Consider the following 21,110-nt stretch of genomic DNA (forward strand, 5'->3'; position numbering starts at 1 on the left):
GACCATTAAAGCGGTCAGACGCCCTCCGTGACGGGGTGAATCTCGTCCGCTACCAGGCCGTGGGCCTCGCGGTGGACAGTGTTGGCGGCCTCCGCATCGGGTGCGTCGACCAGGCAGAAGATCTTGCCTGCCGGCTCGTCGACCCAGTACCGCAGGTAGTGGACGCCGTGGTCCGACTGCTTCTCAAGGTCGGCGGCGTGCGCCTGTGCCACGTCCGCCATGCTGACCGATCCGTCGAGGTGGTGCACATCCATGAAGAGAGCCATGACTTTGCCTTTCGTGTGGTGCCCGGCCCGGGTGACCGTGCACCACCAGTCCAGTACGCCCGCCACGCTCACACATCGGTGAGTTCACCCATGTTTCCGGAATATGTTGGCCTGTGCACCTGGTCACGCGGCTCTTGACGGGGTCCAAGGGCATGGCCAGCATGCGGTCATGGCAGATCGTGACTCCATCCATGTTCATCACGGCTTCGACTACATCGAGATTCCTGCGCTCGACATCGACGCGGCGGAACGGTTCTACCGCGACGCCTTCGGTTGGCGTTTCACCGAGTACGGGCCCGGGTACCGAGGCATTGTGACGCCAGACGGCCGTGAGGCCGGCGGGCTTACTCGGGTGGGCGAGGTCGCCGACGGCACGCTTCTTGCTGTGCTGTTCTCGCGAGACCTCAACGCGTCACGAGACGCGATTCTTGCCGCTGGCGGCACCCTGACGAGGGATATCTTCGAGTTTCCCGGAGGCTTCCGCCTGCATTTCGAGGACGTCAGCGGCAACGAGCTGGGCGTGTGGGCGTTCCCGGAGGCCGTCACCGGACCGTAATGGTGCCCAGCGACGTCCATCGTTGGAGGTCGATCCACGCGCTCTCGCTGACGTCGAGCGCGGGTGCGGGGAGCACCGCAGGCTCGTCACCGGCGGAACTCATGCTCGACGAGGACCCGTTGCCCGACAGAGCATCGGACTTCGGTACCAATGGCTCGACCTGCGGCGTGAGGAGCCCGGAGTCGTCGACAGTTCCATCCTCGTAGTACATCGCGTCGTAGTCCGAGACGTTCAGGCTGGTCGAGGCGAGGAGCGTGTAGGTGCCCGCCTCCACACCGCCGGCGCCACCGTCGCAGCGCGTCACGTCCCGCCACAGGTAGGTGCCGGAGACCGAAGCGTCGGGAGCCAACGCACCGGACTCGGGCGCGGGGGCAATGAGCATCTCGGCGCCGTCGGGAGCGACGGCATCGGCTGCCATGTCCGCCTCCTCTCGCATGATCACCATGTCGCCGCTGCGATCGATCGACTGCGGGTAGGCCTCGGCGACGATGCGCCCGTCGCGCACGAGGTATAGCTGCGGCTGCGTGGCCCAGAAGTTCGTGATCGCGTAATCCGAGGTATTGGTGACGGTCGCGGCGACTTCGGGGTTGCCGTCGACCACAAAGCCGTAGCTCACCGACAGCGACGACGGCGCGGTCACGTCGACGTCAAGCAGCTCCATGGTGGAGGTGCTCTCGGGGAACGTCGACCCGTCGCCGCCTCCCCACGCACAGCCGTAGTAGCGGTACACGCCCGAGGTTCCGTCGTTCATGATCCAGCGGTAACTGCCGGCGGCCATGTCCCAGGAGTCGTCGGTGGCCGCGGACTCGAACATCTGACGGGCGACGTCGGGCGTCAGCGCCTTCGAACCGAAGCGATCCGTCGGCTCGGTGGGCAGTGGGTCGGGCTTGGGCTCGGTGGGCTCGACCGGCGTGCCGGGCTCGCCAGGGTCGACAGGGTCCGGCTCGATGGTGCCGGTCGGCTCCGGCAGCGGCTCGGGCTCGGCGGTGCCCAGGTAGGCGCCGAACGGGTCGTCGACGCGCTCGCCCTCGATCGTCAGGGCGATCGGGTCTGCCGCCACGCGGAAGATTTCGGGCATGTCGGTGACGGGAGGATCGGTCACCTCCGACTCCTCCGTGGGCATATCGCTTGGCACGGCACTCGGCACGTTGCTCGGCTCAGCGGAAGGCGCGGGATCCGTCGCAGGCTCGTCTACTTCGACCACCGGATACGCGAGGGTCTGCGCGAGGTGAACCTCGTAGTCGCCTGCCGGCAGCGGGGCGCCGTCCCAGCAGTTGACCGCCGTGATGGTCTGCCACGACTGCAGCGAGGAGAACTCAGTCGCGGGGTCGAGCCGCTCGTACACCTCGCCCGCGGGCAGCGACGGCTCGTCGGCGGGGCCGTAGATCACGGGGTCGGGCTCGATGTACGAGCCGACGATAATGCCGTCCCACGTCACCACGTAGTCGCCACCAGTGACGAGGTCGACGGGACGCGAGGCGGTGAGGGTCCGCTCGATCTCGTAGCCGCCGTCGGCCGCCTCTAGCGAGCCCACGGAGAACTCCACGCCGGACGCGTCGCCGTACTCCCACGCGGGGTCCGATGCCGAGAAGTCCGCGCCGCACATCCACGGCGAGGCCAGCATCGAGCCTCCCGCGTAGCCGTCGGCCGCTTCGCCGGATGCCGCTCCGCCCGAGGCGTCACCCCCCATCGCGGGTGCTGACTCCTCGGTCGCCATGTCGCCCGCGGCAAACCGGTCCTCGTCGCCAGCGGAGGCAAAGGAGGGCCCGATCAGGCCCACGCCCAGGATCGCAACCGCACCCACGGCGACCACGCCGTTGGAGCCCGTCCGCAAGGCGCGCCGGCGCGCCACCTTGCGTGACGCATCGGCCGTCGAGACTGTCACGCCGTCCACGGGTGCGGTGTCCGCCGCCCCGCGCAGTGCATCCGAGAGCTTCATCGCGCGTTCCTTTCCTCGGCGGTCGCGCCATCCGCGACCGCCGCGTCCTCGAGTGGCCCGAGGGCCAACTCCAGCTGCCCCAGCCCATCGCTGAGGTAGCGCTTCACGGTGCCGCCGGCCAGGCCAAGCTGGCGCGCAATCTGCGGCACGGTGAGGTCGTCAAAGAACCGCAGCACCACGCAGGCCCGGACGCGTGGCGGCAGGGTCGCCAGCGCATCGGCCACGTCGGAGCCCGCCTCGACCTGGCCAAAGCGGTCCGGAACCACCGCATCGGCCTTGAACAGGTGCTGCACCCGCTGCCAGCGCTGCTGACGGCGATAGCCGTCGACATACGTCGAGGTAATCGCTCGACGCACATACGCCTCCGCCTTCAGCGACGTGAGGCCCGGACGCTCCCGCGAGAACGTCCTGACCAGCGCGTCCTGCACCAGGTCCTGCGCCTGCACCGGGTCGCCGCACACCAGATAGGCGTACGACAGCAGTGCGCGTTCACGGTCGCGCACCAGCTGCTCCATCGTGTCCCGCCACAGGGCCATGACGTCCTCCGCTCACAGGCTGTCGGTTCACAGTGTCGACGGACAGGTCCGTCAAAACGTTGGGGCGGCCGATGCCGTGGCTGGCTTGTCGCCCCACGTCGCCGGGTTCCCGGCCTGGGTTGCAGGCTTCCCCTAGAGTGGCAAGCAGCCCGGTGGGTCCACAGCGTGGTGGACCCCGTGAGCGTTCGTCAAGGAGGACGTATGCGCACTGTGACAGGCACCGAGGTCGAGGTTGGCTCCTCGAACCTGGTCATCGTCGGCGTGATCGCCGCCATCGCGGTGGTCTCCCTCATCTTCAGTTATGTGCTGCGCCAACAGGTGCTGCGCGAACGCGACGGCACTGAACGCATGCGCGACATCGCGGGGGCGGTTCAGGAGGGGGCGTCCGCGTACCTGACGCGCCAGATGCGCACGCTCGTGCTGTTCGCCGCGATCGTGTTCTGCCTGCTGTTCCTGCTTCCCGGCGACGCCGGGGTGCGGGTGGGGCGGTCGTTGTTCTTCCTGCTGGGTGCGGGATTCTCCGCCGCGATCGGTTACATGGGCATGTGGCTCGCGGTGCGCGCCAACGTGCGCGTGGCGGCCGCGTCGACGGGGCCCGACGGGCGCGCCGCGGGGGCGCGCATCGCGTTCCGCACCGGCGGAGCCGTGGGCATGTCCGTGGTGGGGCTCGGCTTGGTCGGTGCCGCCGCGGTGGTGCTGATCTTCCGCGGCGACGCGGCCGCGGTGCTGGAGGGCTTTGGCTTCGGAGCGGCGCTGCTGGCGATGTTCATGCGCGTGGGCGGCGGCATCTTCACCAAGGCCGCCGACGTGGGCGCCGACCTCGTGGGCAAGGTCGAGCAGCACATCCCCGAGGACGACCCGCGCAACGCCGCGACCATCGCCGACAACGTGGGCGATAACGTGGGCGACTGCGCCGGCATGGCCGCGGACCTGTTCGAGTCCTACGCGGTCACGCTCGTCGCCGCGCTGATCCTGGGTAAGGCGGCGATGGGGGAGCAGGGTCTCGTGTTCCCGCTCATCGTGACCGCTGTCGGCGCGGTCGTGGCCGCGATCGGCGTGTTCATCACGCGCGTCAAGCGCGGCGAGTCCGGCCTGGCGGCGATTAACCGCGGCTTCTACGCGGCCGCGGCGATCGGCGCGGTGCTGTCCGCGATCGCCGCGTACGTGTACCTGCCCGGTTCGTTCTCGGAGTTCACGGGCGCGTCGATCGAGTCCGAGTCCGGCGACCCGCGCCTCATCGCGACGGTCGCGGTGTTCGTCGGCATTGGGCTGGCGGGCCTCATCCTGTGGATCACCGGGTTCTTCACCGACGTGGGCGCCAAGCCCACGCGCCGCGTTGCGGCGACGTCCCGCACGGGTGCGGCGACCGTGGTGCTCTCGGGCATCGGCGTGGGGCTCGAGTCCGCGGTCTACACCGCGACCGTGATCGCCGGCGCCATCGTGATCCTGTTCTTTGTCGCCGGCGGCTCGGTGGCGCTGGCGCTGTTCCTGGTGGCGCTCGCGGGCTGCGGTCTGCTCACCACGGTGGGCGTGATCGTGGCCATGGACACGTTCGGGCCGGTCAGCGACAACGCCCAGGGCATCGCCGAGATGTCCGGCGACGTCGACGAGGAGGCCGCGCAGATCCTCACCGACCTGGACGCCGTGGGCAACACCACCAAGGCCGTCACCAAGGGCATCGCCATCGCGACGGCGGTGCTCGCCGCGACCGCCCTGTTCGGTTCCTACAGCGAGGCCGTCACCCACGCACTCGAGGACGCGGCGGCGACGGCCGCCGACTTCTCCTACGCGATCATCCACCCGCTGACGCTCGTGGGCGTGATCATCGGCGGGGCGACGGTGTTCCTCTTCTCGGGACTTGCGATAGATGCGGTGACGCGCGCGGCCGGAGCGATCGTGCTGGAGGTGCGCCGCCAGTTCCGCGAGATGCCCGGCATCATGACCGGCCACACCCGTCCCGAATACGGCCGCGTCGTGGACATCTGCACGCGCGACTCGCTGCGTGAGCTCGCGACGCCGGGGCTGCTCGCGGCGATGGCGCCGATCTTCGTGGGCTTCGCCCTCGGCCCGGGTGCGCTCGCGGGGTTCCTGGGCGGCGCGATCGGCACGGGCGTGCTGATGGCGGTGTTCCTCGCCAACTCCGGCGGTAGTTGGGACAACGCGAAGAAGATCGTCGAGGACGGCCACCACGGCGGCAAGAACTCGCCGGCCCACGAGGCCACGGTCATCGGCGACACCATCGGTGACCCGTTCAAGGACACCGCCGGGCCTGCGATTAACCCGCTCATCAAGGTGATGAACCTCGTGGCGCTGCTGATCGCGCCCGCGGTCGTGGCGCTGATGTACGGCGACGCGGCCGGGTGGCTGCGCTGGGTCATCGCGGGCGTCGCCGCCGCCATTGCGGTGACGGCCGTGGCGCGGGCCTCGATCCGCTCGCACGCGGGCGGGATCGAGGAGGAAGCCTCCGAGCCCGAGGTGGCGCGCGAGGGTTCGCCCACGCCGTGACACGTCGCCGACATCTGGTCCTGGCATGATCCGCGTATGAGGGGAAACAGGGTTCGTCTTGCCGGCGGGATCGTCGGGGCGCTCGTGGTGGTCGAGGCCACCTCGGGTGTCATTCAGGGCTTCTACACGCCGCTGTTCAGCGACATCGCGGACAAGCTCGCCATCCACGACGCGGACATCAACTGGCTTGAGGCCACGCAGCTGCTGCTGAGCGCCATCGTGGTGCCCGTGCTCGCGCGCCTGGGCGACATGATCGGCCACCGCAAGGTGCTCATCGGATCGCTCATTGTGACGATGCTCGCGTCCTATGCCATCGCGTTCTCCGCGTCGTTTGCGGTGTTCCTGGTGGCGTGGGCCATCCAGGGCTTCTACGTGGTGTGGCTTCCCATGAACGTGTCGATCATCCACTCGCGCGCCCGAGACCTCCCCGACGGCGCGGCACTCACCCGCCGCGGCGCGGGCATCATCGTCGTCGCGCTCCAGGCGGGTGCGATCGCAGGTGCGCTGCTGGGCGGCCAGCTCGGCGTGATGCTGCCGCTGTGGGCAACGCTCTTGGTGCCCGCGGTGTTGGTGACGATCGCACTCGTGGTGGTCATCGTGAAGGTGCCCGACCCCGGCGTGCGTGCCGGCGGCACCATCGACACGCGCGGCACCACCGTGCTGACCCTCGCGCTGCTCGCGATCACCGGCGGCCTGTCCCTGGTGCGCTTCAACGGCATCAACGCATGGGTCATCGTCATGGTCGCGATCGGACTCGCGCTGCTGTGGGTGTTCGTCAAGGTCGAGGAGCGCTCCGACGACCCGCTCGTCGACATGACGATGCTCCGCCTGCCCACCGTGTGGCCCGTGATCCTGACCTCGGCCCTGTTCGGCGTCTCGGTGCTGGGCGCGCAGGGCCCACTGTCGACCTTCGCGCGGACCGACCCGGGCGAGGTGGGCTACGGCCTGGGGCTCGACTCGGCGACCGCGTCGTACCTGATCGGCGCGTACGTGGTGTCGCTGCTCATCGGCGCCGCGATCTTCTCCAAGGCCTCGGCGGTGTGGTCGCCTCGGTTCGTGCTCATCGGGGCCTCGGGTCTGGTGGCCGCCGGCTACCTCGCCCTCATCCCGCTGCACGCCAACTTTGTGCAGGTGCTCGCCTGCATGATGGTGGCGGGACTGGGCTCCGGAGCCCTCGTGGCCGCGCTTCCCGCCGCCGCGGCCGCTGCGGCGCCTCCCCACCAGACCGGTATCGCCACGGGTCTGACTAACACCACCAAGACCATCGGCGGCTCGTTCGCCTCGTCCGCGTTCGCGATCGCGCTCGCCTCGGGCGCCGTCGCGACCAGCTCGGGCGAGGAATCCGGCGCAGGGTCGCTGTCGGGTTACATGACCGTGTGGGCCATCTGCGGCGGCACGGCCATCGTCGCCCTCCTCGTGCTCTTCGCGGTGCCGAAGGTGGCCTTCCAGGCCAACGATGCCACTCGCGCCGCGGGCGACGGACTGCCGGCGGCCGATGCCCTGCCCGATGGGGTGCGCACCGCCGCCGAGCGTGACCCCAAGCCGACCCCCCACGAAGGCGAGGAGACCCGATGAAGAGGAACGAGGCATCGGCCGCCCACGCGAGCGAGCGCGCGCTCAGCGCCGCCGCCCACCTGCAGGCCCTGGTGCGGATCCCCACCGTCTGCCCGCCCGGCGACGCGCCCCTGAGCCCCGAGGTTGCGCAGGTGTTCGCCGCCCACCGCTCGGCGATGGAGGAGTGCTACCCGCGCGTGTTTGCCGCGGCCGAGGTCGACTCGGTGGGCCGCGCCGGCCTGCTGCTGCGCGTGCCCGGTGCCACCCCCGAGCGTCCCGTCATGCTCATGGCCCACCAGGACGTGGTGCCCGTCCCCGACGACTGGGAGGCCGAGGGCTGGGAGCACCCGCCGTTCGACGGCGCCATCGACGCGGGCTATGTCCACGGCCGCGGCACGCTCGACGACAAGGGCGCGCTCGTGGTGCTGATGGACGCGCTCGAGGAGCTCCTCGAGTCCGGGTGGACGCCCGCGCGTGACGTCTACCTGCTGTTCGGCGCCGACGAGGAGCAGCACGGTCCCTCGGCGGTCGCGGCCGCCGCGCTGCTCGAGGAGCGCGGCATCGAGCCGTGGCTCGTACTCGACGAGGGCGGCGCCGTCGCGACGGGGGCCTTCCCCGGAATGAGCGGCCCCGCTGCGGTCATCGGCGCCTCGGAGAAGGGCATCGCGACCATCGACCTGGTAGTCGAGTCGCTCGGAGGCCATGCCTCGACCCCGCCGCGCGAGTCGGCGCCGGGGATTCTGGCCGCCGCACTCGTCAACGTGGAGTCCGCGCCGTTCCCGTCGTCGTTGCACGACCTCTCGGTGGAGATGTTCGAGGGGCTCGCGCCGTCGCTGAGGTTCCCGCTCGGGTCCGTCCTCGGCCGCGCGGGGAAGCTGCGCGGGCCACTCGCGACCCTCATGCCTCGCCTGGGGCCGGAGCTTGCGGCCATGGTGCGCACCACCGCCGCGATCACGATGCTCGAGGGCAGCCCCGCGCAAAACGTGCTCGCCACCCGGGCCCGCGCCACACTGAATTGCCGCATCGCCGTGGGGTCCTCGGTGGCCGCCACCGTGGCACACCTGCGCGAGGCCATCGACGATGAGCGCGTCTCCTTGGAGATCGTCGAGGCGTCCGAGCCCTCTCCCGTCTCGCCCACGGCCGGCGACGAGCGGTGGGAGGCGCTGGGTGCGGCCGTGGCGGCGTCCTATCCCGAGGCGGTTGTGGTGCCCTACGTCATGATGGCTGCGTCCGACGCTCGCCACGTGGCCCGCATCGCGCCGGCGGTGTACCGGTTCTCGCCGCTGCTCATGGACAAGGCGCATCGCGAGGCCATCCACGGCCCCAACGAGAAGGTGTCGATCGAGTCGCTGGGCCGCGGCGTGGAGTTCTACCGGGCGCTGCTGACCGGCCCGGCGCTGGGGCCCGATGCCGCCAAGGGCGGCGCCGCCGCGGGCTAGCCTGGGCGCGTGAGTGAGAACGTGCCACAGCTGTCTGCCGACGACGCCGCGCGCCTGCGCGACGACCTGGCGGGATGGACCGTCGATGCCGTCGAGGCCGTGGTGGGGGACCGCGCGGCAAGGGCGCTCGGTCGCGAACAGATCACGCCCGCGCTCATGGCCGCACGCGACGCAGGGGCGGACCGGCACGCGCTCCTGACCCGGCTCTTCGTGCTCGGCGACGTCCTCAGTGATGCCGACCTGTCGACCGCGCTGCCCGCGCTCACGGCGGACGGAGCCGCCCGCACCGGTCTCGTCGCCATGACCGACGGTGCCGGCCGCGCCCTCGTGCAGCTCAGCCCGCACGCCGCCGCCGACGGCGACGTCCAGGTGGACTGGTGGGTGCCGTCCGACCCGCGCGAGGCCATCACCGGCCGGGCGGTGCAACCCGACCATGTGCTCGGGGTCGGGGGCGCGTCGACCATGCTCGCCTCGGTCACGGTGCGCCGCCCCGTGGGGCGTGTGCTCGACCTCGGCACCGGCTGCGGCATCCAGGCCCTCCACGCCTCTCTTCACGCAGACCAGGTCGTCGCCACCGACATCTCCCGTCGCGCGCTCGCCTACGCGCGCCTGAGCGAGGCGATCAACCGGCCCGCCCTGCGCGAGGCCGCCTGGGACATGCGCGAGGGAAGCCTGCTCGAGCCCGTCGAGGGCGAGGCTTTCGACCTCATCGTGTCCAACCCGCCGTTCGTCATCACCCCTCCCGGCGCGCCCCGTTTCGAGTACCGCGACGGTGGGCTTGAGGGCGATGCCGTCGTGGAGACCCTCATTCGCGAGGCCGGCGCGCATCTGCATCCAGGCGGCATCGCACAGTTCCTGGGCAACTGGGAGATCCGCGGCGACTGGACCAGTCGACTTGAGACGTGGCTCGACGCGAGTCCCGTGCCGCTCGACGCCTGGGTCATCCAGCGCGACGCACTCGACGCCGCCGAGTACGCCGAGACGTGGCTACGCGACGCCGGCATCACGCCCGAGCGCGACGCCGAGCGGTTCAGGGACGCCTACGAGACCTACCTGCGGGCCTTCGATGCCACCGGGGTCGAGGCCATCGGCTTCGGCGCGGTGCTGCTGCGCCGGCCGATGCACGGCTCGCCCACGCTGCGCCGGCTCGAGGAGCACGAGGGTGCCCTTCCCAGCCCCCTTGGCCCCCACCTCGCCGCGAGCCTTGACGCACACGACTGGCTCGCGCAGACCAGCGACGAAGCTCTGCTCGACGCGGCCTTGACGGTGGCGCCCGACGTCACCAAGGAAACCTACGGGCGCCCGCTGCTCGTCGATCCCGAACACCTCCTGCTGCGCCAAGGCGGCGCGCTGGGCCGCTCCATCAAGGCCGACACGGCGCTCGCGGGCTTCGTGGGTGCGTGCGACGGCGAGCTGACGGCGGGCCAGATTGCGCACGCGCTCGCCGCCTTGCTCGACGTCCCGGCAGGCACCATGGTGGGTGGGCTGGTGCCCGCGATTCGCGACCTGGTGCGTGACGGCTTCCTCATCCGCTAACGAGGGGCGCTGAGCCCGACCACGCGGTGGCTGCGCTCCATCGACCATGCCGCAGGGAGCGACGTGACGCACCTCACAGTGGTGGTGGGGTGCGCGGGGCCGATGCCGTGCGTTCTCTCCTCGCGGCAGTCGGCCGTATTACCCCTGATCGAGGAGTCGTTGCCATGCCCGCGTCCGCCGCGTTCCCACCCGCGTCGCCGGTGATCACGGCTCCTCACGGGGACACGGTGTCGTGGTGGGACGGAGTGCCATGGTTCGACCTCGCACCGTGGCCCGATGTCACACCCTGGGAGCCGCCCGCCCCGCGAGCGATGCCGGCGCCCGGCTCTCCCGCCACCCTCGCGATCTCTCGCTACCTCCCCGCGACCACGATGCTGTGGCGTGGACGCACCGTCGCCGCGCTCTTCTTGCAGGGATGCCCGTGGACGTGCGGGTACTGCCTTGACCCGTCCATGCGACGCGACGAGGGTATCGGCCGCTGGACGTGGGCGGACGTGGTTGCCGACGTGACGGGAGTCCACCGCGACATCGATGGCATCGTCTTCACCGGCGGCGAGCCCACCCGGCAAGCCGCGCTCCTCCCCGCGATGGCCTTCATGCGTGAGGCCGGCCTCGGCATCGCCCTGCACACCGGTGGCGCGTATCCTGCGCGGCTCGAGCGCGCGCTGCCGCTGGTCGACTTCGTTTCGCTCGACATCAAGGGCCAGCCCAGCCGCTACGGCGCCGTCACCGGTTCGCTAGTGGCGGGCGACGCGGCATGGCGCTCGCTCGACATCCTCCAGGCCTCGTCGACTGCCTTCGAGGTCACCATCACCGTCGACCCCACCCTTCACACCCGCGCGGAGATACTGGACCTTGCCGACACCCTCCGGGCGCGCGGGGTGCACCGTATTGCTCTGCAGGAGGTCATCGCGGGGATCGCGAACCCCCGCTACGCGGACCGCCTCGGCGGGCGCGGCATCCGCGATGTCCTGACCCTCACGGATCTGAGCAAGTTCACCGTGCGGTAATCGCCGCCTTCCGTCGACGTGCATCGGTGGGTAGAGTTCCAGCGTGGCCGTGGGGGAGTTGCACTTTGAGGGGTTCGTGCTCGACGCGGCCCGCTATCAGTTGCGCGCGGGTGCAGACCCGGTGCGCATCGAGCCCCGCGCCTTCGACCTCTTGCGCGTGCTGATCGAGCAGCGTGACCGGGTCGTGACGAAGCCGGAGATCCTCGAAACGGTGTGGGGCACCACGTATGTGTCGGACGCCGCGCTCACCACCGCCCTGCGTACGGTGCGCCGTGCGATTGGAGACACGGGTGCCGCGCAGCGACTGATCCGCACCGTTCACGGTCGCGGCTATCAATTCGTCGGCGACGTGACGGTGGCCGATGCCGCGGCAGGCTCCGCACCCGTCCCGCCACCCGCTCCGGTCGGCCCGGCGAGCTTTGCGCCCGCGGGCCGCGCTCCGGCGCCCACCACCCCCGTCGCCACGTCCCACACGGTGGTCGGTACGCAGGCGATCCGGTATTGCGCCGCCGCAGACGGCTCCCGCATCGCCTACGCCACGGTCGGTGAGGGGCCTGTGCTCGTGAAGGCCGCGAACTGGATCACACACCTCGACCTCGAGTGGGACAGCCCCGTGTGGGCTCACTGGAACCGCGGCATGGCGTGGGGCCGGCGCCTCATTCGCTACGACGAGCGAGGGTGCGGGATGTCCGACTGGGATCCGCCCAGCAACACGTTCGAGGACTGGGTGGCCGACCTCGAGGCCGTCGTCGAGGCTTCCGGGGTGGAGACCTTTCCGCTCTTGGGTATCTCGCAGGGTGCCGCGGTGGCGGTCGCGTACGCCGCCCGCCATCCCGACCGCGTGGAGCGCCTGGTGCTCTCGGGCGGATATGCCCGCGGACGAATCGTGCGGGCCGAGGACGATGCCCAGCGGGCAGCCGCCGCCCTCGATGTCGACCTCGCGCGGGTGGGCTGGGAGCAGCAGGACTCGAGCTTCATGCGTGTCTTCGCGTCGCAGTTCCTCCCCGAGGGCACGCTCGAGGACTGGGACGCCTTCACCGAGTTCCAGCGCAGCACCACCTCGGCCGCGAATGCCGTGAACTTCCTTGAGGAGTTCGCCCACATCGACGTGGTCGACGAGGCGCCGCGAGTGACCTGCCCCACGCTCATCCTCCATTCGCGCGGCGACGTGAGGGTGCCGGTGTCGCAGGCACGCGAGCTCGCCACCCTCATCCCCGACTCCTCGCTCGTGCTGCTCGAGAGCGCCAACCACCTGCTCGGCGAGGACGAGCCCGCGTGGAAGGACTTCCTGAGTCACCTCGACGCTTTCTTGGGTTCCGCCGACGGAGTTTCTGAGGAGATCTGAGGGCGCACATGAGGGTGTCCTGAGAACGCTGGCCGGGAGCCGCGTGCGCCTCTAGCGTGGAGGCCGAGCACGCGAGATGGCCGCGGGCCGTACCCCGTCAGCCGACCCCAGGAGCCTCTCCATGTCTGCCCCCATGTCCCTTGCCCGCCGCGCGGGCGCCGCCGCTGCCGCCGTCGCGGTGCTCGCGGCCGCCGCGCTCGGCGGAAGCGCCGCGAGTGCCGCGGATGGCCTCGCCGCGGAGGCGTCACCGTCCGTGACGCCTTCCGCGTCTCCCGTCCCGACGGCCGATGCCGTCGCGAGTCCCGTACCCGAGCCGTCGGCCGCCGAGGGGCCGACGGACGCCCTCCCGGTCGAGGAGCCGGCCGCGCAGCCCAGCGAGGCCCCCGTCGCTGAGGCCGAGGTGACCGAGCCTGAGGTGACCGAGCCCGAGGTGACCGAGGCGGTCGCGAGCGACGCCGAGCCTGTCGCGACGGAGCCGGCGCCCACCGCATCGGCCCTCCCGGTCGAGCCCAGCCCCGCGCCCAAGGCTGCGCGACTGGCCGAGCCGGCCGTCGCATCGGCCCTCGTGGAGGAGGACGACGACCCGCGGTTCCTCGGCGCGGATGGCTGCTATTACACCTTCATCGCGGCGGCCACGCAAGCGGTCATCAGCGACATCGAGGGGTGCACCGACGTGGTGGTGCCGAGCGTGATCGAGGGCCTCTCGGTGGTCACGGTCGGCCTGAGTGACCCCATGAGCGATGTGTCCACGTTCACCTCGCTGACACTGCCGGACTCGGTGACGGTCGTCAGCAGGAATGCCTTCACCGACGCGACCGCGCTGACGTCGGTCGACCTCGGCAAGGGACTCAAGCATGTGGGTGCGGATGCGTTCAGGGGCAGCGCCGTGACCTCGCTCGACATCCCCGCGACGGTGGGCGGGACGGGCGATCGTGCCTTTGCCTTCATGGACGACCTCACCGAGGTGGTGCTGCGCGGCAGCGTGCTCGCCTTCCAGAACCACACCTTCGAGGGTGACACCGCGCTGGGCGACGTGCACATCCTCGATCGCAGCCCGGTGGCCTCGTTCGGCTCGTCCACGTTCAACGGCACCAGCTTCCGCCTGCGCCTGCTGTTCCACGACGGCGCCATGGGCCTGGACTGCAGCGGTGAGTCCGTGACGATCGGTGGCGAGACCTTCACCAGCGACTGCCTGAGCGACGTCACCTTCGACCTGGGCGCCCTCGGCACCGACGTGCGGCGCGACCTGGTCGAGGGCACGGTGATCGCGGAAGGACCCGACGTCATCACTCCGCCCGGGCAGCGCCTCGCGGGCTTCGCGCCGGCCCTGCCCTACACCGTCGGTGCCTCGGACGTGACGCTCGTCGCCCAGTTCGAGGCGGACATCCGCAACGCGGTGGGCGAGGACGGGTGCACGTACACCTACCAGCTCGAAGGCACCGGGGCGCGAGTCCTCGACATCACCGGCTGCGCCGACGTGGTGGTGCCGTCGAGCCTGGGCGGCGCTCCGGTAGAGATCCTGGGCGACGGCGACGGACGCGTGAGTGTGGCCGCGACCGCGACGTCGCTGACCGTTCCCTCGACCGTGAAGGTCATCGACGCCCGGGCCTTCCAGGACGCCGATGAGCTCGCCACGGTCAACCTCACGGATGGCCTCACCGCCATCGAGGATCGCGCCTTCGCCGATGCTGATGCGCTCACCTCGATCACCTTTCCGGTGAATCTGCGCACCATCGCGCCGCGCGCCTTCGAGCATGCCAGCGCGCTCGCGACGGTCGACTTGGGGCTGGTCAGTTCGATCGGCACGTCCGCATTTGCGTCGACCGCACTCACCACGCTGACGCTCCCGCCGACCCTGACGTCGACGGGCGAGCAGGCCTTTGCCTTCATCCCGACGCTGACCGAGGTCACGATCAAGGGCGACATGACGGCGTTGGGGAACTTCGCGTTCCTCGATGACACCCACCTGAGCAAGGTCGTGCTGCACGACCGTGCGGACAGGCTCGGGCTGGCCGACCAGCTCTTCTCTCACGTCCCGCCGTTCGAGTTCTTCGTCCACGACGGCGCGCTCGGCCTGGACTGCGACGGCGCGCGCGCTCCGTTCTCCGGCGGCGTCATCGACCCGATGTGCCTGGTCGACGTGACGTTCGACAAGGGCCCCGACACCTTCGACGAGCGCTGGCAGCACGTCGAGGAGGGCTTCGTCATCGAGGAGGGACCCGAGGCTGTGGCGCCGTATGGGACCGAGTTCGTGGGCTACGACCCCGAGCTGCCATTCATCGTCGGCACCGAGGACCTGGTCTTCGAGGCGCAGTTCGGGGGCCTCACCCCGGGCGACTACACGCCCAGCGAGGACGACCTCACTCCCGAGGCCCAAGGCGGGTTCACGATCCCGTCGTCGGTCCAGGCCGGCGATCTGCTCACGCTCGTGGCCGACCCCGCGCCCACCGGCACGCCCGAGCCCGAGCCGACGGGCGACCCCGAGCCCCTGGCGCTTCCGCTTGCGCTCGCGGTGGCCCAGGACGAGGAGCCGCCGGTAGGCGACGACTCTGAGGACGAGCCCGACCCCAACGACTTCATGGACGTGGTCCTCTTCTCTACGCCCGTGCAGCTGGACATCCTCGACGCGCCGACGGAGCAGTCCTTCGTGGTGCGGATTCCCGCGGACACGGAGCCCGGCGAGCACAAGATCGCGGTCTACACGGTGTTCGGCGACCTCTTCGGCTGGCAGCCGCTCACCGTGACAGCCGCGGACGAGCCCGAGGGCTCCCCTGAGGATCCCGAGACCCCCGCGCCGGGCGACGGCGACCCCGTCGGGGAGGAGAGCCCGGACACGGAGACGCCGGTGAGTGACGATGACCCGGCAGGCGACAACGACCCGGCGGGCCAGGACGATCCCGCGGGCGAAGACGGTGCCATGGGCGGCGACACCGATGGAGGCGACTCCGGTGACGTCGAGGAGGCCGCCCACCCCGTCGGCCAGGTGGGTGCGACGTCCGGGGCGGCAGATGGTGACGCCTCGGCGAACGGCCTGGACGGGCTGAGTGCGAGCGGCCCGTCGGACATGGCACTCCCGCTGGGGATGGCTGCAGCGCTCATCGCGGCGGGCGGCATGGTCCTCATCGGGCGACGCCACCGGGCCTAGCGTGTCCCCGTGCGGGCGGCGAGCATTCTCGCCGCCCGCACGGGGTTCATCGGCCGTCTAGTTCATGCGCGCGGTGATGCGCTCGGCGACGGCGTCCCACTCGTTCGCGCGGGCCACGAGGAACGGCTGGCCGGGCAATTCCGGCCGGTAGTCGGTGCCGTCGAGGTAGCGGGCCACGTAGCCCAGTTCGCGCACAATGGCCACGCCGGGCGCGTGGTCCCACGGCTTGGCGCGCGACCACAGCAGGAAGTCGTTGGTGCCGTTCGCGAGGTCCCAATAGTCCCAGCCCGCACACATGCGCGGGGGTACCACCTCGCCCACGTCCTCGGCGAGTCCCGCGACGCCTTCGGCCAGGCCGCCGGGAAGGAACCGGGCGATCGCCACACCGCGCAGCGCCGACAGCGGTCGGGCGGGGCCGTCGAACACGGGCAGGGCCTCGGGCTTGCCGCCCTCGCCCCTCACGACCCAGGCGCCCTCGCCACGCTGGGCCCCGAACAGGTCCCCGGTCTCGGGGTGAAGGATCCAGCCGTCATGCGTCTGTCCGCCCACCACCCGCGCGACCATCACGGCGTAGTCGACCTTCCCGTGCGCGAAGTTCCACGTGCCGTCCACCGGGTCGACGGTCCACGCCGCGGGCTCGGAGCCCAGCAGGTCGAGCAGCGAAGCGTCGTGCTCGGTCGCCTCCTCGCCGACCACGGCGATGTCCTCGATCTCACGCAACAGGGGAGTGAGGGCCCGCTCGGCCTCGACGTCGGCGACCGTGACCAGGTCGTGGGGGCCGGTCTTGGTGGTGATCTCCGCGTCGGCCAGGGAGCGGAATCGGGGGCGGATCACGTCGTCCGCAATGCGGCGCATGAGGGTCTCGACGGCTTCGCTGTTCACGCGTCCATCGTGGCACGCGCGGGTGACAGCCGGGTGACGGGGTGTGTCGCGAACGCTCGCTTAGCCCCTCACCATCGCGACCAGCGAGGTGACGTCCGCGCGCACCCGCGCCAGCGCCACGAAGGCGACCCCCAGGACGGCGAGCGCGGCCGCCGAACCCAGCAGGAGCATCGGCCATGCGCCCTCAACGAGGGACGATGCTGCCCAGGCGGCCACCGCCGTGGGGGCGAGAACCGTGAGCGAGACGCGCACGGCATCGGCCATCACCGGCGCAGCCGGGATGCCCACGGCCCGCGCGCCGTCGCGCACTGCGAGCGGCCAATAGACCAGCCAGCCCACGCCATTCGCGACCGCGACGCCCATCGCGCCCCACGGAAGGCCGGTAGCGGTGATCGCGACGACGAGCGGGATGGCCCATGCGTTGAACCGCAGGCCGGCCTGCGCCGAGCCGCCGCCCATGTGCAGCCACTGGACGGTCAGCCCGAACGCGCGCACGATCCCTCCGAGGGCGAGCACCCTCAGCAGCGGCACCGCCGCCTCCCAGCCGGACCCGAACACCACAGCGACCACGGGTTCGGCGAGCGCCGCCAGCAGCGCGAACAACAGCCCGGTGCCATAGGTCGCGAGCTGCTGGGCGCGCCGGTAATACGAGGCGAGGCGCTCGCGGTCGTCGCGCACCCGTGTCAGCACCGGCAGCGCCACACGCTTCATCTGGTCGATGGTGAGGCCCAGTGGCAGCAACACCAGTTGCTGGGCGCGGTCGAACAGGCCCACCTGGGTGGGCGGGGCGACGAGGCCGAGCATGGGCGCCGTGACGTAGCGGCCTGTCTGGCCCAGCACGTTGATGCCCAGCAGGTGGCGCGCGTTGCGGATCAGGGCGCGCTCGTCGGCGCCCAGGCGGTGGGGCCGGCCGGGAAGCCAGCGCCCGACGATCGCGAGCAGGATGAGCTCGATCGCGGGCATCGACAGGGTCTGGACGACGAGCGCCTCGATGCCTCCGCCGCCTGCCGCCACCGCGATGGCGAGCGCGAAGCTCGTGACGGTGGCGACGGTGCCGACGGCCGCGACGGCGACGAACCGCAGCTGGCGTGCGAGATGGAGTTGGAAGATGCCGAGCGCGGAGCCCATGACCGGTGCGAGCGCGAGCCAGCGCAGCACGGGTTCGAGCTGCGGCTCGCCCCACAGGTTCGCGATGAGCGGCGCGGCCAGAGCGATGACGCCGCCCACGACCACGCCGAAGGCGAGCGACAGAAAGAACAGCGTGGACTGTGCGCGCCGGGAGATCTCGGCTGCCCCGGCGATCGCCATGGGGAGGCCCAGTGTGGTGACCGCGACCGCGAAGGTGGAAAAGCCGGTGGCGATAGCCATGAGTCCGTAGATCTCGGGCGTCAGCAGGCGCGCCAACACGGCGAGGCCCACCACCCGTGTCGCGACCATGACGACCTGGCCCGCGAGGGTCACCACGGCGCCGCGAGCGCCGGAGGTGGCGAGCGCGGGCTCGGGTCCTGACACGGTGCTCCTCGGGGTGGGTGAGGTGGTGCTGGTGATGCTACTCGGAGCCGTGACGGCGGGGCCGCGAGGAACCCGTCCCGATAGACACCCGTTGACCCGTATGTATTCTGTGAGCGTCTCGCCCCCTTGACACGGCGCGAAAAACTCTCCCCAACGTCGTTAGGCAGGAACCCATGGCACACAAGCTCGTCATCGTCGAGTCGCCAACCAAGGCGGGCACGATCGGCGGCTACCTCGGCTCCGACTACGACGTCGTGTCCTCCGTGGGTCACATTCGCGACATCCCCGAGCCCAAGGAGATGCCCGCCGAGGTCAAGAAGGGCCCCTACGGCAAGTACGGCGTCGACATCGACAACGACTTCGACCCCTACTACCAGGTGTCGGTGCGCTCGAAGAAGATCGTGAGCGACATCAAGAAGAAGCTCAAGGACGCCGACGAGCTCTACCTCGCCACTGATGAGGACCGCGAGGGAGAGGCCATCGCGTGGCACTTGCTCGAGGTGCTGAAGCCGAAGGTACCTGTCAAGCGCCTGGCCTTCCACGAGATCACCCGCGAGGGCATCAACCGTGCGCTCGCCGCGCCGCGCGAGATCGACATGGAGATGGTCGAGGCGCAGGAGACCCGCCGCATCCTCGACCGCCTGTACGGCTGGGACATGTCCGACGTGATGCGCCGCAAGGTGGGCCAGGGCTCCTCCGCGGGCCGCGTCCAGTCGGTCGCGCTGCGCCTGGTGGTGGACCGCGAGCGTGAGCGCATGGCCTTCCAGTCCGCCGAGTATTGGGACCTCACGGCGCGCTTCACGGCCACTCAGGGCGCCGATGCCGGCGTCGCCTTTGTGGGCCGCCTGTCCAAGGTCGACGGCAAGCGTGTCGCGTCGGGCAAGGACTTCGACGACCGCGGCGTGCTCACCTCGGACAAGGTCCACCACGTCACCGCCGGCGAGGCCGGCGCGATCGCGGCGGGACTGGCCCACGCCGCGTTCTCCGTGGTCGACGTCACGTCCAAGCCCTACAAGAAGCGCCCCGCCGCGCCGTTCATCACCTCGTCGCTGATCCAGGAGGCCTCGCGCAAGCTGGGCCTCGGTGCGCGCCAGGCGATGGGAGTGGCGCAGGCCCTGTACCAGCAGGGTTACATCACCTATATGCGTTCGGACTCGCCGGTGTTGTCGAGCGAGGCGATCAAGGCCGCGCGCTCGCAGGCCATCGACCTGTTCGGCCCCGACGCCGTTCCCACGTCGCCGCGCATCTACGCCTCCGCCGACTCGAACGCGCAGGAGGCGCACGAGGCGATCCGCCCCGCCGGCGACAAGTTCCGCACGCCGGACTCGCTGCGCGCCCGCCTGCGCGGCGACGAGTTCCGCATGTACGAGATGATCTGGAAGCGCACCCTGGCGTCCCAGATGGCCGATGCCGTGGGCACCACCTCGACGATCACCGTCGGGGCGCAGTCGTCCGGCGGGCATCGCGTCGAGTTCACCAAGTCCGGCACGATTCTGACGGCGCCCGGCTTCCGCGCGCTGTACGTCGAGTCCACCGAGAAGGCCCGCTACGACGACGACGAGGGCAAGCAGCCCGCCGACGGCGAGTCGCGCCTGCCGCAGGTTGCTGCTGGGGACGCCTTGGACGCGACTGACCTCGAGGCGCTGACCCACGCGACTAACCCGCCGCCGCGTTACACGCAGGGCGCGATGATCAAGGAGCTCGAGGACCGCAAGCTGGGCCGTCCCTCGACGTATGCCTCGACCGTGGACGTCATCATCAACCGCGGCTACGTGCGCATCGACAAGCGTGCGCTGGTGCCGACCTGGCTGGCGTTCTCGATCGTGGGCCTGCTCGAGGAGCACTTCCCGTCGCTCGTCGACTACGGATTCACGGCGGAGATGGAGGCGGGGCTCGACCGCATCGCCTCGGGCGAGCGCTCCATGAAGGACTGGCTGCGCGAGTTCTACTTCGGCGGCGAGGGCGCGGCCCAGGAGGGGCTGCGCGAGCTGCTCGACAACCTGGGCGAGATTGACGCGCGTGCGGTCAACACGTTCGAGATCGGCGACGGCATCGCGGCGCGCAACGGCCGCTACGGCGCGTACATCGAGCGTGACAAGGACGGCGAGCAGCAGCGCGCGTCCATCCCCGAGGAGTTGGCTCCCGACGAGCTGACGGTCGCGAAGGCCGAGGAGCTGTTCGCGAACCAGGGCGGCGACGAGCGGTCCCTGGGTCAGCACCCGGAGTCGGGCTACGAGATCGTCGCCAAGGGCGGACGCTACGGCCCGTACGTGACGGAGGTGCTGCCGGAGGATGCGAAGGGCAAGCCCAAGACGGCGTCGCTGTTTAAGGACATGTACCTCGAGACGGTGACACTCGAGGATGCGCTGAAGCTGATGAGCCTGCCGCGCGTGGTGGGCGTCGCCGAGGACGGCGAGGAGATCACGGCGCAAAACGGCCGCTATGGCCCGTACCTCAAGAAGGGCACGGACTCGCGCACCATCGAGTCGGAGCAGCAGCTGCTCGACATCACGCTCGAGGAGGCGCTGGCGATCTACGCGCAGCCCAAGCGTGGCCGCGGCCGCACCGCGGCTCCACCGCTGAAGGCGTTCGGCAACGACCCCGTCTCGGGCAAGCCCGTGGTGATCAAGGACGGCCGCTTCGGTCCCTACGTCACCGACGGCGAGACCAACGCGACCATCCCGCGCGGTGAAGAGGTCGACGGCGTGGACGAGGCCCGTGCGTTCGAGCTCATCGCGGACAAGCGCGCCAAGGGCCCGGCCAAGAAGCGCACGCCTGCCCGCAAGCCGGCGGCCAAGAAGGCTCCCGCGAAGAAGGCCGCGCCCAAGAAGAAGTAGCGCCACCACCCGCGTCGGTTTGGCCCACAGGTGTGACCTGTGGGGTTG

General features: G+C 70.5%; 14 protein-coding genes. 9 read left to right on the forward strand and 5 right to left on the reverse strand.

All coding sequences use genetic code 11. The annotated features are described in order from the left end of the window. Positions 1-14: 14 nt before the first annotated feature. Complete coding sequence (locus tag B7K24_RS03645) at positions 15-266, reverse strand: DUF4242 domain-containing protein (protein ID WP_084128777.1); 252 nt, start codon at positions 264-266, stop codon at positions 15-17. 169 nt (positions 267-435) lie between these two features. Between B7K24_RS03645 and B7K24_RS03650 the strand changes: the two genes are divergently transcribed. Then, entirely contained in the window at positions 436-822 is a 387-nt protein-coding gene (locus B7K24_RS03650; protein WP_084128779.1) for a VOC family protein, read from the forward strand. Here the strand turns inward: B7K24_RS03650 and B7K24_RS03655 are convergent. After that, positions 809-2,761, reverse strand: a complete 1,953-nt coding sequence (locus B7K24_RS03655; RefSeq protein WP_084128780.1) for a hypothetical protein — start codon at positions 2,759-2,761, stop codon at positions 809-811. The two genes, B7K24_RS03650 and B7K24_RS03655, sit on opposite strands and share 14 nt — an antisense overlap. Next, positions 2,758-3,297 (reverse strand): sigma-70 family RNA polymerase sigma factor, encoded by a 540-nt coding sequence (locus B7K24_RS03660; protein WP_084128782.1) that lies wholly within the window; start codon positions 3,295-3,297, stop codon positions 2,758-2,760. The genes B7K24_RS03655 and B7K24_RS03660 overlap by 4 nt, the downstream gene beginning before the upstream one ends. Positions 3,298-3,498: 201 nt before the next feature. Between B7K24_RS03660 and B7K24_RS03665 the strand changes: the two genes are divergently transcribed. The 7 genes from B7K24_RS03665 to B7K24_RS03695 all read left to right on the forward strand — a co-directional run bounded on the left by B7K24_RS03665 (position 3,499) and on the right by B7K24_RS03695 (position 15,831). After that, positions 3,499-5,802: a sodium-translocating pyrophosphatase gene (locus B7K24_RS03665; RefSeq protein WP_084128783.1), complete on the forward strand. Its 2,304-nt coding sequence runs from the start codon at positions 3,499-3,501 to the stop codon at positions 5,800-5,802. 36 nt (positions 5,803-5,838) lie between these two features. Further along, the gene (locus B7K24_RS03670) at positions 5,839-7,377 is read left to right on the forward strand and encodes an MFS transporter (protein ID WP_084128785.1); all 1,539 of its coding nucleotides are present in this window, start codon (positions 5,839-5,841) and stop codon (positions 7,375-7,377) included. Next, complete coding sequence (locus tag B7K24_RS03675; RefSeq protein WP_084128786.1) at positions 7,374-8,795, forward strand: M20/M25/M40 family metallo-hydrolase; 1,422 nt, start codon at positions 7,374-7,376, stop codon at positions 8,793-8,795. The genes B7K24_RS03670 and B7K24_RS03675 overlap by 4 nt, the downstream gene beginning before the upstream one ends. Before the next feature lie 9 nt (positions 8,796-8,804). Continuing rightward, positions 8,805-10,331: a methyltransferase gene (locus tag B7K24_RS03680; protein WP_084128788.1), complete on the forward strand. Its 1,527-nt coding sequence runs from the start codon at positions 8,805-8,807 to the stop codon at positions 10,329-10,331. Positions 10,332-10,495: 164 nt separating this feature from the next. Continuing rightward, positions 10,496-11,341 (forward strand): anaerobic ribonucleoside-triphosphate reductase activating protein, encoded by an 846-nt coding sequence (locus B7K24_RS03685; protein WP_084128789.1) that lies wholly within the window; start codon positions 10,496-10,498, stop codon positions 11,339-11,341. Positions 11,342-11,384: 43 nt separating this feature from the next. Further along, positions 11,385-12,686, forward strand: coding sequence for an alpha/beta fold hydrolase (locus B7K24_RS03690; protein WP_084128791.1), 1,302 nt, complete (start codon positions 11,385-11,387; stop codon positions 12,684-12,686). Positions 12,687-12,807: 121 nt separating this feature from the next. Continuing rightward, positions 12,808-15,831 carry a leucine-rich repeat domain-containing protein gene (locus B7K24_RS03695; RefSeq protein ID WP_144268102.1) on the forward strand — a complete coding sequence of 1,008 codons (3,024 nt, stop codon included), beginning with the start codon at positions 12,808-12,810 and terminating at the stop codon, positions 15,829-15,831. A 57-nt stretch (positions 15,832-15,888) separates the two neighbouring features. Here the strand turns inward: B7K24_RS03695 and B7K24_RS03700 are convergent, their stop codons facing one another. Both B7K24_RS03700 and B7K24_RS03705 read right to left on the reverse strand, forming a co-directional pair. Then, positions 15,889-16,713 carry an inositol monophosphatase family protein gene (locus B7K24_RS03700; protein WP_084128794.1) on the reverse strand — a complete coding sequence of 275 codons (825 nt, stop codon included), beginning with the start codon at positions 16,711-16,713 and terminating at the stop codon, positions 15,889-15,891. Positions 16,714-16,773: 60 nt separating this feature from the next. Continuing rightward, positions 16,774-18,225, reverse strand: a complete 1,452-nt coding sequence (locus tag B7K24_RS03705) for an oligosaccharide flippase family protein (RefSeq protein ID WP_084128795.1) — start codon at positions 18,223-18,225, stop codon at positions 16,774-16,776. A 173-nt stretch (positions 18,226-18,398) separates the two neighbouring features. Between B7K24_RS03705 and topA the strand changes: the two genes are divergently transcribed. Beyond that, positions 18,399-21,062, forward strand: coding sequence for a type I DNA topoisomerase (gene topA / locus B7K24_RS03710; RefSeq protein WP_084128797.1), 2,664 nt, complete (start codon positions 18,399-18,401; stop codon positions 21,060-21,062). Positions 21,063-21,110: the final 48 nt, after the last annotated feature.

The organism is Demequina sp. NBRC 110055, assembly GCF_002090135.1.
GTDB lineage: Bacteria > Actinomycetota > Actinomycetes > Actinomycetales > Demequinaceae > Demequina.